The 16151-nt window shown below is 37.4% G+C and carries 16 protein-coding genes; 2 read left to right on the forward strand and 14 right to left on the reverse strand.

Translation table 11 applies throughout. The annotated features are described in order from the left end of the window. The coding region (locus tag HMPREF0851_RS14955; protein ID WP_000297838.1) for an IS30 family transposase at positions 1-991 on the forward strand (991 nt) is incomplete at its 5' end. 269 nt (positions 992-1260) lie between these two features. Here HMPREF0851_RS14955 and HMPREF0851_RS14960 read toward each other — a convergent pair. From HMPREF0851_RS14960 to pbp2a, 5 genes are all read right to left on the reverse strand, one after another. Further along, entirely contained in the window at positions 1261-1740 is a 480-nt protein-coding gene (locus HMPREF0851_RS14960) for a sigma-70 family RNA polymerase sigma factor (protein WP_000471942.1), read from the reverse strand. 120 nt (positions 1741-1860) lie between these two features. Further along, a complete protein-coding gene (gene nusG / locus HMPREF0851_RS14965; RefSeq protein WP_000376741.1) occupies positions 1861-2397 on the reverse strand; it encodes a transcription termination/antitermination protein NusG in 537 nt (178 codons plus the stop codon). A gap of 50 nt (positions 2398-2447) precedes the next feature. Then, the gene (gene secE, locus HMPREF0851_RS14970; RefSeq protein WP_001210991.1) at positions 2448-2624 is read right to left on the reverse strand and encodes a preprotein translocase subunit SecE; all 177 of its coding nucleotides are present in this window, start codon (positions 2622-2624) and stop codon (positions 2448-2450) included. Between the two features lie 9 nt (positions 2625-2633). Further along, a complete protein-coding gene (gene rpmG / locus HMPREF0851_RS14975) occupies positions 2634-2786 on the reverse strand; it encodes a 50S ribosomal protein L33 (RefSeq protein WP_001809375.1) in 153 nt (50 codons plus the stop codon). A 52-nt stretch (positions 2787-2838) separates the two neighbouring features. Further along, positions 2839-5034 carry a penicillin-binding protein PBP2A gene (gene pbp2a, locus HMPREF0851_RS14980; RefSeq protein WP_000762649.1) on the reverse strand — a complete coding sequence of 732 codons (2196 nt, stop codon included), beginning with the start codon at positions 5032-5034 and terminating at the stop codon, positions 2839-2841. 86 nt (positions 5035-5120) lie between these two features. On the opposite strand from pbp2a, the gene HMPREF0851_RS14985 reads away from it, so the two are divergent. Next, positions 5121-5996: an RluA family pseudouridine synthase gene (locus tag HMPREF0851_RS14985; RefSeq protein WP_009014484.1), complete on the forward strand. Its 876-nt coding sequence runs from the start codon at positions 5121-5123 to the stop codon at positions 5994-5996. 69 nt (positions 5997-6065) lie between these two features. On the opposite strand, the gene gap is transcribed toward HMPREF0851_RS14985, so the two are convergent. The 9 genes from gap to HMPREF0851_RS15025 all read right to left on the reverse strand — a co-directional run bounded on the left by gap (position 6066) and on the right by HMPREF0851_RS15025 (position 15968). Beyond that, entirely contained in the window at positions 6066-7076 is a 1011-nt protein-coding gene (gap, locus tag HMPREF0851_RS14990; protein WP_000260687.1) for a type I glyceraldehyde-3-phosphate dehydrogenase, read from the reverse strand. Between the two features lie 176 nt (positions 7077-7252). Further along, positions 7253-8554, reverse strand: a complete 1302-nt coding sequence (locus tag HMPREF0851_RS0104550) for an ABC transporter permease (RefSeq protein WP_198004183.1) — start codon at positions 8552-8554, stop codon at positions 7253-7255. Next, positions 8523-9206: an ABC transporter ATP-binding protein gene (locus HMPREF0851_RS14995; protein ID WP_009014486.1), complete on the reverse strand. Its 684-nt coding sequence runs from the start codon at positions 9204-9206 to the stop codon at positions 8523-8525. The genes HMPREF0851_RS0104550 and HMPREF0851_RS14995 overlap by 32 nt, the downstream gene beginning before the upstream one ends. Continuing rightward, positions 9187-10395 (reverse strand): hypothetical protein, encoded by a 1209-nt coding sequence (locus HMPREF0851_RS15000; RefSeq protein ID WP_000410661.1) that lies wholly within the window; start codon positions 10393-10395, stop codon positions 9187-9189. Before HMPREF0851_RS15000 ends, HMPREF0851_RS14995 begins: the two co-directional genes overlap by 20 nt. Positions 10396-10406: 11 nt before the next feature. Next, positions 10407-10991, reverse strand: coding sequence for an ATP-binding cassette domain-containing protein (locus tag HMPREF0851_RS16110; RefSeq protein WP_000861995.1), 585 nt, complete (start codon positions 10989-10991; stop codon positions 10407-10409). A gap of 347 nt (positions 10992-11338) precedes the next feature. Next, complete coding sequence (locus tag HMPREF0851_RS15010) at positions 11339-11623, reverse strand: hypothetical protein (RefSeq protein ID WP_000889000.1); 285 nt, start codon at positions 11621-11623, stop codon at positions 11339-11341. 155 nt (positions 11624-11778) lie between these two features. After that, entirely contained in the window at positions 11779-12699 is a 921-nt protein-coding gene (locus tag HMPREF0851_RS15015) for a helix-turn-helix domain-containing protein (RefSeq protein WP_009014488.1), read from the reverse strand. 123 nt (positions 12700-12822) lie between these two features. Beyond that, positions 12823-15474, reverse strand: coding sequence for a bifunctional acetaldehyde-CoA/alcohol dehydrogenase (adhE, locus tag HMPREF0851_RS15020; RefSeq protein WP_000764005.1), 2652 nt, complete (start codon positions 15472-15474; stop codon positions 12823-12825). A gap of 302 nt (positions 15475-15776) precedes the next feature. Then, a complete protein-coding gene (locus tag HMPREF0851_RS15025; RefSeq protein WP_009014489.1) occupies positions 15777-15968 on the reverse strand; it encodes a DUF4368 domain-containing protein in 192 nt (63 codons plus the stop codon). Between the last annotated feature and the right edge of the window lie 183 nt (positions 15969-16151).

Below are 16151 nucleotides of genomic sequence, written 5' to 3' on the forward strand. Positions count from 1 at the left end.
CCCTCTACTCGCTAAAGCTCCCTTTGTCTGTAATGGATGCCCTAAAAGAAGACAAAATTGTGGCTATCAGAAAGTCTTCTATCTAGCTAAACAAGCTCAAAAACAATACGAACAAACTCTTGTCGAAGCTCATGAAGGCACTCCCCTTAACTCGCAGACTTTCTGGGACATAGATAAAGTCATTTCTGATGGGGTTAAAAAGGGACAACACATCTATCATATCCTCAAAACTCACAATCTTGATGTCAGCTCCTCAACTGTCTATCGACATATCCGAAAAGGATACCTATCTATCGCTCCGATTGATTTAGCCAGAGCCGTTAAATTCAAAGAAAGACGGAAAAGTAAGCTACCTTCCATCCCTAAAGAAGCTAAAAAAGGCCGTTCCTATGAGGATTTCCAAAATTATTTAGCTCTTAACCAACTGAACTCTTGGCTGGAAATGGACACCGTTATGGGCAGGATAGGAGGTAAAGTACTACTCACCTTTAATCTCTCTTTCTGTAACTTTATCTTCGCTAGGATTCTGGATAATAAAACTGCCCTTGAGGTTACCAAACACCTCTATGATATCAAGAACACTCTTCACCAAGCGGATAAAGATTTCTGTCAACTCTTCCCTGTCATCCTGACAGATAATGGTGGAGAGTTTGCCAGGGTCGATGATATCGAAATGGATGTTCGAGGAGAGAGTAAACTCTTCTTTTGTGACCCTAATCGCTCTGACCAGAAAGGCAGAATTGAGAAAAATCACACGCTGATTCGCGACATTCTTCCAAAGGGAACTTCCTTTGATAACTTAACTCAAGAGGACATCAATCTCGTTTGTTCGCATGTCAACAGTGTCAAACGGGCTGCTTTGAATGGAAAGTCAGCTTATGAACTCTTTGCATTTACTTATGGAGAAGAGATTCCTAAGCTTCTCGGTATTTCTAAAATACCTGCAGAAGATGTCTGCCAGTCTTCTACATTACTCCAACATAAAATCTAAAAACTAACCTAAACCCCCATTCAAACGTCTCACACTAACTTCCACCATAGCGGAACTTAATCTGAAACGCTTTCAGATGAGGGGATTTTGTGCGCTCTTTTTTTCGATTCATTTCGGCTACAAAAGCGATGAAATCAAGCATTAGTAAAACCAGTGGAACTTACCCTGACACGGATTTCCGCTGGTTTTTACGATTTTTATCAGACTAACTTCCACTTCTACTAGCGGTGGAACTTAGTTTGGGAATTTAGCTTTTTTTGCATGAATTCCTAATGGGTACGGATGTCAAACTCTTTAAACACAATGCGTAAGTCTCTTAATACTCTTTGACGCCCTCGAAATCGTTCATTTCTTAAGACGCGTTCTAGTTCTTCTTGTTTTTCTTTATTTTGTTTACTTCTATAATCTTTTAATGTTTCATGAAAGAGATAATAATCATCTAGCCAGAGACCGCCCTCACTTACACGATGACTGATCTCACCTACTTCTTCATAGGATTCTTTATCATATCTTCGTTTTTGACTTTCTTGTTTACGGATATAATCTAAAATCCGATTCCGAAACTTAGTCTTAAAATATTTCCTTAAACGAGGAATATCTTCTACTATTCCTTCTTCTCTACTAATCAATTCATGTAAGCAAATCATTCCCTCTTGGTCCCAATCCGATAGCTCCCATAAATGAAGATAATATTCATTTCTACACTTATATACAATCCCCTGCACTTTTTCATACAATTCTTTAAACATAATCTCCCCCTTTCTAGATACAGTTTAACAAATAAAGAAGCTAATTGGGACTATTTCACCTATTCTGTCCCCTTTACCTCCTCAACTGCACAAAAAAGAGAGGACATGCCTCTCTCAGGGTTATAATTCTGCAATTTGGTTTAGGTTTACTTCTGCTACTGTGTCATTACCAAACATAGAGATGATCATCTTCACTTTGTTATTATCAATCTCTGTAATCTTACCAGTATAGTCTGCAAAAGCACCATCAATAATACGTACAGTTTGACCGACTTCAACATCGAGATCAAACTCTTGTACAGTTTGTCCCATAGAAACCAAGATATCACGAATTTCTTGTTCCAATAATGGAGTTGGTTTTGATCTATTTCCGTGAGAACCAACGAATCCTGTAACGTTTGGTGTGTTTCGAACAACAAACCAAGCTTCATCTGTCATGACCATTTCTACAAGAACATAACCTGGAAAGCGATTTTCTTCTACTTCTTTTCTCTTTCCATTTTTTTCAACTTGCACTGTTTGTGTTGGAATTTCAACGCGTAGAATATTATCCAACATGTTATAGGTTTGTGCACGTTGTAATAGATTTTCTTTTACCTTATTTTCATAACCAGAATAGGTTTGTAAAACAAACCACCCTTTATCAAAACTATCCATGATATTTCCTTTCATAAATAGAAGATTTTTAGTGTACTTTCACTAATCTTCTAAAAAATGTTAATAAATCGAATCAAACCTGAAACAATCAACTGGTCAAAAATGTAAATAATTACTACAAAGAAAGCTGTGTATTCCATGATAGAACGAAAATCTCTCCAGCTTTCCTTGCGAGTTGGCCATGTTGTGTCTTTAAGAAGTCTAAAAATATCTCCAATAAAACGCATCGCTCTCTCCTATCTCGTTTCTCTGTGTGTAGTGTACTTACCACAATGCTTACAAAATTTATTTACTTCTAGTCGTGTAGGCTTGGGGTTTCCACTAATCTTGATTGAATAGTTTCTCGAACCACAAACCGCACAAGCTAGGCTTGCTTTTTTTAGTGCCATAACGCCTCCATCTTATCTATTATAACAAGAAAGCCAGGCTTTGACAAGCATCTTAACGAAATAGATTGACTACCGAATCCCAAATCGTTTGAGCCTTTTCCTTAATCTTCGCATCTGAGATAGCCCGGCTAGCCTCATCTACTAGACTTTGCGCACGTCCTCGAATATCAGACAAATTATCATCTGTCTGGCTATTATCATTGGTTTGTACTTGTCTTTTTGTGTTAGCTGGTGCAATTCCGTTTTTCTTATATGCATTTTCAACTGTAAAGGTGCTTCCTGGCGTATAAGGTAAAATAGTATTTGCAATGTTTCTAAAGACATGAGCTGCACCATTTGAAGTAGATCCTGCTAGATAGTGATTTTCATCAGTGGTCGGAAAACCAAGCCAGTGGCTAATCACTACATCCGGTGTATAACCAATTACCCACTGATCACTTGTGTATTCAGGATTAAAAACCGCTTCAGTTGTACCAGTTTTTCCTGCCATGACGTAATCTGCAGGTGATGAACTAATACCAGTTCCGTTTGTGAATGTACCCAACATCATACTGGTCATCTTGTCAGCTACAGACTTATCAATCACCCGTTTTTGTGAATTTTTATGGCTTGCAATAACCTGTCCACTAGCATTTTCAATTCTACTAATAAAATGAGCTTCCGGCATTAAACCTTCATTTGCAAAGGCAGCATATGCTTGAGCCATTTGAAGAGGATTGGTTTCAACACCGCTTCCCAAGGCGACACCAAGAACACGGTCGACTTTTTCCATGTTGAGTCCGAATTTTTCGCCCGCCTCAAAAGCCTTGTCAACACCCAAGTCATTAACAGTGGCAACAGCAGGTAGATTAAGCGATTCTGCCAAGGCTTGATACATAGGAACTTCTCGACTCGTCTTGATTCCTGCATAGTTATCAACCTTATAGCTGTCGTACTGCATGGTATGGTTATCCAACTGCTTGTTCAAAGCCCAACCTGCTTCAACTGCTGGGGTATAGACAACTAAAGGCTTAATTGTAGAACCAGGACTACGTTTTGATTGGGTTGCATAGTTGAAATTCCGAAATCCTGTTTTATCATTGTCAGCAACTTGACCAACAACTCCACGAACTCCCCCCGTTTTCGGTTCGAGAACTACACTTCCTGATTGAGCAAATGTTCCATCCTCTGCCCTCGGAAATAGCGATGTATTTTTATAGACAACCTGCATATTTGCTTGGTAGTTTTGATCCAACTCTGTATAAATGCGGTAGCCATTATTGACGATTTCTTCCTCTGTTAGATTATACTTGGAAACGGCTTCGTTAACCACCGCATCAAAGTAAGAAGGATAGCGGTAATCTGAAATTTTTCCTTCATACTTATCTTGCAATTGCGAGGTCATATCAACTCCTGCAGCCTCGGTTTCTTGATTTTTATCAATATATCCTGCTGCAACCATATTTTGCAAAACAGTATCGCGACGATTAGTCGAATCTTCTAAGGAATTCAAGGGATTATACAATTCCGGTCCTTTGAGCATCCCTGCCAGAGTCGCAGCTTGATCCAAACTTACTTCTGACGCAGAAACTCCAAAGTATTTCTTACTCGCATCTTCTACACCCCACACACCATTTCCAAAATAGGCATTGTTAAGGTACATGGTTAAAATCTGATCCTTACTATATTTTTTTGTTAATTCTAAGGCAAGGAAAAATTCTTTCGCTTTTCTCTCAACAGTTTGATCCTGTGACAAATAGGCGTTTTTAGCTAGCTGTTGGGTAATAGTAGAACCACCACCTGAACGACCAGCAGTGACAATCGCCAAGAAAAAACGACCATAGTTGATCCCGTCATTTTTATAGAAAGAACGGTCTTCTGTCGCAATAACAGCATTCTGCAAATTTTTACTGATATCAGTCAATTCAACATAAGTTCCTTTTTGACCAGACAAGGCACCAGCCTCCTTTTCTTCACGGTCAAAAATGATAGTCCGAGTTTTCAAGGCGTTTTGCAAATCGTTAACATTGGTTGACTTAGCTACAGCAAACAAATAGGTTCCAACTAGCAAGCCTGCACTCAAACCTAGTATAAGGACAATCTTTGTTAGATGATAGCGACGCCAGAATTTTCGAATTGGACCTACTTGGGCTAATTTTTTTCTATCACTGCGAGAACGACGCAAGTTAGTAGACCCCGAATCCTCTGATTCACTTGTTTCTTTTTTAAAAAGAGAAAGAAATTTCTCAAATAATTTATCTAATTTCATGCGTTTATTTTATCATCTTCATCATAGGAACTCAAGAATTTAGCTATTTCCTATCCAAATATGGCTTTTTTTGTTACAATATCTGTATGCAATTCACTTTTACATTACCTGCCTCTTTATCTCAAATGACGGTGAAGCAACTACTTGAGGAACAACTCCTAATCCCTAGAAAAATCCGCCATTTTTTGAGAATCAAGAAACACATTTTGATTAATCAGCGAGAAGTTCACTGGAACGAGACGGTAAATCCTGGAGATGTTTGCCAATTGACTTTTGACGAGGAAGATTATCCCGAAAAAGAAATTCCTTGGGGCAACCCAGACTTAGTTCAGGAAGTTTATCAAGATCAACACTTGATTATTGTCAACAAACCTGAGGGTATGAAAACACATGGTAACCAACCAAACGAAATCGCCCTTCTTAACCATGTCAGTGCCTATGTTGGCCAAACCTGCTATGTCGTTCATCGTCTGGACATGGAAACCAGCGGTTTGGTTCTCTTTGCCAAAAATCCTTTTATCCTGCCTATTCTCAACCGCTTATTGGAGAAAAAAGAGATTTCTAGAGAATATTGGGCACTAGTTGACGGAAATACCAACAAGAAAGAACTTGTCTTCAAAGACAAAATTGGACGTGATCGTCATGATCGCAGAAAGCGAATAGTTGATACAAAAAATGGACAATATGCTGAAACGCATGTAAGCAGATTAAAGCAATTTCCAAACAAAACTTCCTTGGTTCGTTGCAAGCTAAAGACCGGTCGAACACATCAAATTCGTGTGCACCTTTCGCATCATAACTTCCCTATTTTAGGCGACCCTCTCTATAATAGCAAATCAAAAACAAGTCGGCTTATGCTCCACGCTTTTCGACTTTCCTTTACCCATCCGCTTACATTAGAGAAATTAAGCTTCAATGCCCTTTCAGATACTTTCGAAAGAGAATTAAAAAAGAATGGATGATTGTGTCATCCATTTTTCCATATAAGAAAAGCAAGACCAATAGGCCTTGCTTTTTTATCGACTCATGAATTATTTAGCGATTTTTGCGAAGTATTCAAGAGTACGAACAAGTTGTGCAGTGTATGACATTTCGTTGTCGTACCATGATACAACTTTAACCAATTGTTTACCGTCAACGTCAAGAACTTTAGTTTGAGTTGCGTCAAACAATGAACCGTAAGACATACCTACGATATCTGAAGATACGATTGGATCTTCTGTGTAACCGTATGATTCGTTTGAAGCTGCTTTCATAGCTGCGTTCACTTCATCAACAGTAACGTTCTTTTCAAGAACTGCTACCAATTCAGTAACTGATCCAGTTGGAGTTGGAACGCGTTGTGCAGATCCGTCAAGTTTACCGTTCAATTCTGGGATTACAAGACCGATAGCTTTTGCAGCACCAGTTGAGTTAGGAACGATGTTTGCAGCACCAGCGCGAGCACGGCGAAGGTCACCACCACGGTGTGGTCCGTCAAGGATCATTTGGTCACCAGTGTAAGCGTGGATAGTAGTCATCAATCCTTCTACAACACCAAAGTTATCTTGAAGAGCTTTAGCCATAGGAGCCAAGCAGTTTGTAGTACATGAAGCACCTGAGATAACTGTTTCAGTACCGTCAAGAACGTCGTGGTTAGTGTTGAATACAACTGTTTTAACGTCGTTTCCACCAGGAGCAGTGATAACAACTTTTTTAGCTCCACCAGCGTGCAAGTGTTTTTCAGCAGCTGCTTTCTTAGCAAAGAAACCAGTAGCTTCAAGAACGATTTCTACACCGTCGTTAGCCCAGTCGATTTGTTCTGGATCACGTTCAGCAGAAACTTTGATGAATTTACCGTTAACTTCAAATCCACCTTCTCTAACTTCAACAGTACCGTCGAAACGACCTTGAGTTGTGTCGTATTTCAACAAGTGTGCAAGCATAACTGGATCTGTAAGGTCGTTGATACGAGTAACTTCAACACCTTCTACATTTTGGATACGACGGAAAGCAAGACGACCGATACGTCCGAAACCGTTAATACCAACTTTAACTACCATTAGTGATTTCCTCCTTATGAAAATCATGAAATTTTTATTGTGAAAAGAGTAACTTGAATCACTACAAATCACCTTTCAACAAACCTATTATATAACTATTTAAGTTTAATTGCAAGTACGGGCATTGTTTTTCTATGTTAGTTTCTTTTTAAGACTGTAAATCAAGAACTACCTTACTATTCATATCGTAGCGATTCTACAGGATCCATTTTACTAATTTTACGTGCTGGGAAGTAGGCAGAAATATAGCCAAGCAAGAGAGCGAAAACTAGAGTTCCTAAAACAGATAACAAATTTAATTCAAAAACCTTAGTGATGGATGGGTAAAAGTGACTTACAACCGCATTCGCCAAACTTCCCACCCCTTGTGCAACCAAAAATGCCAGTAACAAGGCAATGCCTACAATCCAGATAGCCTCATAAATAAAAATTCCTTTGACATCACGATTCTGATAACCAACTGCCTTCATGACACCTATTTCCTTAGAACGTTGCATGATATTGATGTAAATAATGATACCAATCATAACCGCTGCTACCACAATAGCTTGTGATGAAAGTACAATCAATAATCCCTGAATGACACGAATAAAGGTAATCACAATATCAAGAACCTTCTGTTGAGAAAGCACAGTATACTTCTTATTTTTCTGTAATTCTTCTGTTACTACTTTTGTCTGTGATGGATCTTTAAGTTCCAAGATAAAATAAGATACAGCTTTTGTAAATCCAGCTTCTTTCAAAATCGTTTCCATTTGATTAGACGGCATGAAACTGTTGCTGTCCTCCATGTCATCTTCATCATTGATTACACGCACAATCTTCGTTTGAAATTGAGCTGTCTTGCTAGCTTCAGCAGTATTTTCTACAATGCTGGCTGAGACTGATTTGCCAATAACATCAGTAGCTGTCAGATTGTTTCCTGTCTGTTCATTCCAATTTTTTAGTAAACTGATTGGAATTGTCAAGCCCTGTTCATTTGCATCAGTATAGAGGGATCCAGCTACCACTTTGTCCTTTTCATTACTACTAACAGAGATACTTGTATCCTCATAGAGACTCACTACTTGAGCATAAGAAGGCATCGTTTGACTCAGATCCATTTCTTGCCCATCTATAGTAATATTTGACATATTCATCCCAAAAGGACTCTCCAAATATTTAATAGCTTCTTTCCCAACTGTATCCGTGATATAGTTCTTATCATCTTGGTTCAAAAAGCCTCGTCCAACATTTTTTGTGTTTAAAGCAATCTGAACTTGAGAAGGAATTTGACCTCCATTCGTATTTTCATCAATCATCGAAATCAAAGCATTTCCCAAACCGAAAGAAATTAAGACTCCTACAAAACCGATTGAGGTTGCTAGCGCAATCAATAGATTACGCCACTTTCTTTCCATAAAGTTATTTAAAGAAAGCTTGAATTTATTTTTCAATGATAATCCTTTATTTTTTGACTTCTTCAACGACTTCACCATCCTTCATTTTGATAATCACATCTGCATATTCGGCAACCTCTGGATTATGGGTTACGATCAATACTGTTTTCCCTGTTTGGGCTAAATTTTTGAACACTTCCAATACCATTTCTTGGGATTGAGAATCCAGCGAACCCGTTGGCTCATCTGCTACAATCATATCAGGCTGATTTACCAAGGCACGCGCGATTGCTACGCGTTGCTTTTGCCCGCCAGAAAGCTGTTTAACATTTTTAGCCATAAAAGGCTCCATGCCCAAGTTACTTAATTGCTCCTTTGCAATCATTGTCATCTCCCTATCAGATAAATCTTTGACATAGAGAGGTAGCTTGACATTGTCCAAGACAGACTGATGAGGAATGAGGTTAAAGTTTTGAAACACAAATCCAATCTTATCTTTACGAAATTGAGTTAGTTCAATCTCTGATAAGTCACGGAGGGATTCCCCTTTAAACTCTAAATCTCCTTCATATTGTCTATCTAAACCACTGATGATGTTTAGTAGACTGGTTTTGCCACAGCCTGATGGGCCGTAAATCGCTGTAATTTTACCTTTTGCAATCTGCAGATTTATATTTCTTAGAGCCTGCTCTTGATGTTTACCGTCCAAGGCGTAAAACTTTGAAATATTTTTAATGGATAAAATGGACATGATTATCTCCTTTAATTACTTTTGACAACATATATCGATATAAACTACAATAAATAATACTGATATAAACTATATTTAACAATATCAAGCCCCATAAACCAAATAGTTTAATTTGATTGAATAATAAGCAAACCATAACTGGTACGAAGCGAATAATGTACAACGTTATCCTTGTATTTATAGGAATTGAAAAAGCATCTAATTCTTTCGCATTCTTGAAATGATACTTTCTAAATATAATTATCTCTAACATCTGTATCCCTTGGCATAAAAAATATGCTAGAGAAACTCCGAAAAGAAATAGGGAAATATCTATAAAACCGTACCCCAGATAATTTAAAAAGACATATAGCGAGATCGACGGAACTAAGATACTAATAAAATTTAAAGACCAAATTCTTTTTTTTATAAACTTATTAAGATTGACCCCCACAGCCTTCAGATAAGGGAAGTCCTTATTTAAAGTAAGAAAATAAAAATTTATCCCTTTATTGCTAAAAAATACTGTCCCTGAAAATAAAGCTGTATTCAATATCATCGCTTTATTCGATATATCAATTCCTAAAAAATCTGGTAAAACCAACCACATGAACATAAACATAAAAGTTGAAAATACAGGTATAGTCATCGCTTTAAACACCGTCAAACCATCAACGACAGATAATAAATAGGTTGTACTGAACGATTTTTTAAACCTTGGCCTAACATACCTGATTTTCGGTATAAAAAATATACTATTAAGTAAAAAAACAAGTAGGCACGCAAATATTCCTAAAGAAATATCATAGAAAAAAATAGCTACTAAGATGGGGGAAACTAGAATTAAATTCTTTAAAAATACTATATTCCAAAATTCTCTCCCTGTGATATTGAAAAATATCCTCATTGTACTCTCTGTTTTAGTTTTTAAAACATAAATATTTTCATAAATTATTCCTAATAACAAAATTGCAGGAACAAGTATTTTTACTAATTCAAAGTATGATAGGATACCCCAAATTTGATTTTCACTTAATAGCTTATAAACTTCTTGTTTAGCAAAACAAAATATAAAAATCAAACTAACAGATGAAAGAAAATATTTGTAGGTCGATTGAAACAACGATAATTCCTTGACATTATTCGAATCATTCCAGTATCCCTGTCGAGATAGGAATAATAGAGTAATAGAGTAATAAAACTTTTCCATATAACTTTCCTCTACAAAGAAATAATCTGATCAACTGTCGGTAAAATTTCTTGCCTCTCGTGACTTACAATAATGAAGTGTTTGCCTAGATTTATCTTTTGCTCCATCAATTGAAGCAGATTTTCAACCGAAATTTGATCTAAACCTGATAAAGGTTCATCCATAACATACAAGTCCGAATCCAATAAAAACGCTGCTATAAGCATTACTTTTTTCTTTTCTCCTAATGACAATGATTGAATTGTTTGTGTCATTAATTTCTCATTCAAATAAAATTGTTCTCGTAATTCTCTTAACCGTTCTTCGAACAAATTTGTTTCAATAAAAAATTGTTTCTGTAAAAATCCGAATAATAAATTAGGAGATAAACCAATGAAATAGTTGTCCGAAGAATCTGGAACATAGCTAACTTTTTCTTCAGAAATCAATGAGCCAGAATATGGTTGAACAATTCCTAGTAATACTTTCAATAATGTTGACTTTCCTGAGCCATTTTTTCCAGTAATCAGTGTAAGACCTGAATTTGAAGTATCAAAAGAAATATTGTTAAACAGTATCCGACTATTTATCCTATACGAAATGTTCTCTACTTTCATTTTTTCTCCTTTTATATTATAATTAAAATAGTTGATAGTTATGTCTATAATCTTTTTGAGAATGCCCATTTTCAAACTGAGACATAACTATCAATTATTTTTTTATATTAATTTCTAAACTAGAACCACTGTTTAATCCAGCCCCAAATTGCTGTTAAAATCCAGTCAATAATAATCCATCTGATAATTCTCCATACGAAACGCCACATAATAATTCCTCCTATTTACTAAACCATTGTTGAACCCAGCCCCAAATAGCTGTCCACATTAAATTAATCAAAATCCATTTTACTATTTTCCATACCCAACGCCACATTTATTCTTTCTCCTTTTCTGTGATTCCTACTTTAATCTTCTAAAAAATTAAAATTCCTAAATGTCCTATTATTCTCCAACGTCATATCAAGTCCCTCATTTACTTCTCGTACAATAATAAGTGCATTATTTGCTATACCGACTAATGGATAGACTTTTAATATCTGGGGTTTTATTGTAATCAAATCCAATAAATAGCCGTTAACTCTTATTTCCGCTTGAAGAAGAGTTGATAGCGTTTGTCGAATGAGCAGTACATCTCCAACTTCTGACATGCCTGCTAATAAAATATTGTTTATTCTTTCAAATTCTAGCATATCAAACCTCTAAACTTAGCCCCACCATCCGCCAATGATAAGTAGCAAAAACAACATCTTAACCATAGCAAATCCCTTTCTTATTTATTTACAAATTCATTTTAACAAAAAAGCGACATTTCTCCAATGACAGAAATGTCACTCCTATAAAGCATTTAACAATACCTTTCTAAGTCTTCGCTCCATTCATTATCTAAACTAACGATTAACTTCTCATTGCCAAACATCCTTGCCATCATTTTTGCTTCTTCATACTTTTGTTTGGCTGTATCATAATCCATCTGAATATAATATTTCCACTCCACCATCAAGACAATCGGTTGTTTTTGAAAATCTCGTGTTTTTTGCCCTATTTTATTTAAGGTCTCGACTGCCCTCTTAAAATAATGAAGCAACCCCATAATCTCTATACAAGTTAAAGAAGCTAACAAGGAATCTCTAAGTAAGTCCAAACAATCGAACTCTATCTTATCAACCTGAGAACTTAATTTGTCATGAAAATAAAGAATAGTTTCATGCTCAGACTTTTTTATCTCACCCTCGTTTAAACCATCCATTAACTGACAAAGAAAATACAGTCTCAATTTCAACAATTCCTCAGCCTTATATACATCTCTGGATAGTAAGTCTTGAAGACCGTCCTCAATCACACCACTTCCGTATAAAGAATTACTAGTCGCTCTCACTGCATCTATTGCCTGAAGACAGTCCACTATCATCTTCTCATCACGGGGCAGGTCATCATAAAAACACTCAAAAATCTCATCAAAATATTCTTCCTTTTGTTCCTGCAACTCCTTGTCTCCGTAGTCAGGATGATGAAGAAGAAAGTATTTTAATTCTTGGTAACGCTTGGGTAATTCCTTATAGTCTGGCATCAAGACATAGGATGGAATTTCTAATCGTTCTGCAATATATTCTAGTGTTTTTATAGTCGGGCGAAATTCTCCTTTTTCGATTCTCACCAACTGACGGACTGATAATTCGGACTCATCCCCGCAAAAAACTGGACGACTAAGTCCTTTCTCCTCTCTTAAAAGTCGCACTTTATCCCCTAACTCATTTATCTTGTTCACTTGCCCCTCGCATGATTATAAAAGATTTGATTTTCAAATAAATATATGCGATTATTATACCATTTTTCAAATAGAATTACAAAAAAGAGACAGGATTTCTCCTGTCTCTAGGCTGATAAACGATTATTTACGACGTCCTGGACGTTCTGCATAACCATAGTAAGCATCTGCCATGATTTCTTCCATGTCAGCTACCATTGGCAAGCGTGGGTTAGCAGGTGAACATTGATCTTCATAAGCAAGCAAGGCAATTTCATGCAAGCTGTCTTTCCAAGCTTTTTCATCAATTCCTTGATCCTTGAAGTTCATCTTGATACCTACTGCAACACCAAGTTCGTAAACAGCTTTAGCGTATGCTTCAACTGCTTCTTCTGGAGTTGAGTGAGGCAAGCCAAGCATTTTCGCGATGTCTTGGAATTTCTCATCAGCTTTCCAGTAGTTGTATTTAGGCCATGTAGTAGTCTTAGATGGACGAGTTCCGTTGTAACGGATAACGTATGGAAGCAAGATAGCATTAGTACGGCCGTGAACAGTGTGGTGAACACCACCAATCTTGTGGGCCATTGAGTGGCTCATACCAAGGAAGGCATTGGCGAAGGCCATACCAGCCATTGTAGATGCATTGTGCATTTTCTCACGAGCTTCTGGGTCAGCTGTCTTAACAGATTTTTCTAACCATTCAAAGACAAGTTTGATTGTTTGAAGCGCAATACCGTCTGTATAGTCGTTAGCAAAGTTTGAAGTGTAGGCTTCAGTCGCGTGTGTCAAGACGTCCATACCTGTATCAGCAGCGATAAAGTCTGGAACTGATTCAACCAAAGCAGGGTCAACAATCGCAATAGTTGGTGTCAATGAGTAGTCAGCCAATGGGTATTTGCGGTTGTTTTTCTTATCAGAGATAACGGCAAATGGTGTTACTTCTGAACCAGTACCTGAAGTTGTTGGGATACCGATGTACTTCGCTTTCTTACCAAGTGATGGGAAGCGGAAGGCGCGTTTACGAATATCCATGAATTTTTGGACCAAGTCACGGAAGTCGATTTCTGGTTGTTCGTAGAAGAGCCACATTACTTTGGCTGCATCCATTGGTGAACCACCACCAAGAGCAATGATTGTGTCTGGTTCAAATGCTTTCATCACTTCAGCACCACGTTCTACAGTTGTGATGTCTGGATCTGGTTCAACATCTGAGAAGACTTGAATAGTTACACGGTTGCTACGTGCGTTCAATTGGTCGATAACACGTTGAACGAAACCGAGTTTTTCAATAGATTTATCCGTAACGATCATAACGCGTTCAATATCTTCACATGTTTGAAGGTATTGGATAGAATTGCGTTCGAAGTAAATTTTTGAAGGAACTTTAAACCATTGCATATTATTTCTACGTTTCCCTACTTTCTTGATGTTTAGAAGGTTAATAGCGCTCACGTTATCCCCAACTGAATTGCGTCCGTATGAACCACATCCAAGTGTCAATGATGGGATGAAGGCATTGTAAACGTCACCGATACCACCGAAAGTAGATGGAGAGTTCCAGATAATACGCATAGCTTTGATTTCTGTACCAAAGCGTTTAGCAAGAGCTTCATCTTTTGTATGGATAGCTGCTGAGTGACCAAGTCCGTTAAACTCAACCATTTGACGAGCTTTTGTAAGACCATCTTCTGTGTCTTCAGCTTTTAGGACAGCAATAACTGGTGACAATTTTTCACGAGTCAATGGTTCTTTTGGTCCTACTTCCTCACATTCTGCAGCCAAGATGTTTGTTCCTTCTGGAACACTGAATCCTGCTTGTTCTGCAATCCATGCTGCTGGTTTACCAACAATGTTTGCATTTAGTTTAGCACCAGCACAGTTTTTGCTGTTTGCTTTCACACCAAAACAAAATTCTTCAAGAAGTGCTTTTTCTTTTTTATTTACAAAGTAAGTGTGGTATGATTTGAATTCTTCTACAAATTCGTCGTACACTTCTTTATCAATGATAACTGCTTGTTCTGATGCACAGACCATCCCATTATCAAATGATTTAGACATAACGATGTCATGGGCAGCTTGACGAAGGTCAGCAGATTTTTCTACATAGGCAGGAACGTTTCCGGCACCTACCCCAAGAGCTGGTTTACCACATGAATAAGCAGCCTTAACCATGGCATTACCACCAGTTGCAAGGATAGTAGCAACACCTTCGTGGTTCATAAGCGCTCCAGTTGCTTCCATAGATGGCTCTGTAATCCATTGAACACAGTTTTCAGGCGCTCCAGCTGCGATAGCGGCATCACGAACGATTTGTGCTGCGTGGGCTGATGATTCTTGAGCTGATGGGTGGAAGGCAAACACGATTGGATTACGTGTTTTCAAAGCAATCAATGATTTGAAAATAGCTGTTGATGTTGGGTTTGTTGTTGGAGTGACACCACACACAACACCGACAGGTTCTGCAATTTTAGTCAATCCTGTAACAGGATCATCTTCGATAACTCCGACAGTTTTAACTCCGCGCATGTTATTCACAACGTGTTCACAGGCAAAAAGGTTTTTTGTCGCCTTGTCTTCAAATACACCACGACCAGTTTCTTCAATTGCATGTTGTGCTAGGATACCGTGCGCATCAAGAGCTGCAACTGAAGCTTTCGCTACGATGTAGTCAACTTGCTCTTGGTTCAACTTGCGCATTTCTTCAAGCGCAACCAAAGCTTTTTGTACTAGTCCGTCTACATGCTTCTCAGCAGCGAGTTGTTTTTGCTCAGGTGTAACAGTTTTTTTATCAGCCATATTATCCTCCATAGCCTTTAAGGATTTTATCCTTTGTTAATTTTTTCACAAGTTTATTATAACTCTTTTTTTATGTTTTGTAAACAGTTTCATAAACATTTCACAAAGAATTTTTGCGATATTGTGAAATCACTCTCAAATAGGTTATAGTATCAGCTTTTAACTAGATGATTGTGAAATAACAACAAAAAATTTTTTATTTCACAAACCTAACAAAGGGTTAGGAAGCGCTTTCTTTTTTCTTGTAAAAAAACCTCCTTGGGCTGACCTGACACATAGCAGTTTGGTTATTTGGGTTAATATTAGCGAGCCAAGTCGTTTGGCTCGCTTTTTTCATTGTTTAGTTTTCCGATGAAATTATAATAAATATCAATCTGAATAATTCGATTGCGTTTCGTGCCAGTTGGTTTATAAATCACAATCTTGTCAATCAGTTCATTCACTATCTCAACGGTTAGTTCTGGTAGCTCTGTATATTTCAAAATTCTCGTCATAAACTTGGAGATATTCAAGTTATCTTCTTGTTGTTTGGCGAGTTTTCAGTTAAATCAGAAATGGAAGTTTGAAGCTGTTTCTGTTCCTCTTCATAGCTCTGACTTAGCTTCACGAAGCGTTCATCTGAAATTTACCAAGTAGATTATCTTCATAAAGCTTCTGAATGATATTGTCAATCTCTT

The organism is Streptococcus sp. M334 (genome assembly GCF_000187745.1).
Classification (GTDB): Bacteria; Bacillota; Bacilli; order Lactobacillales; family Streptococcaceae; genus Streptococcus.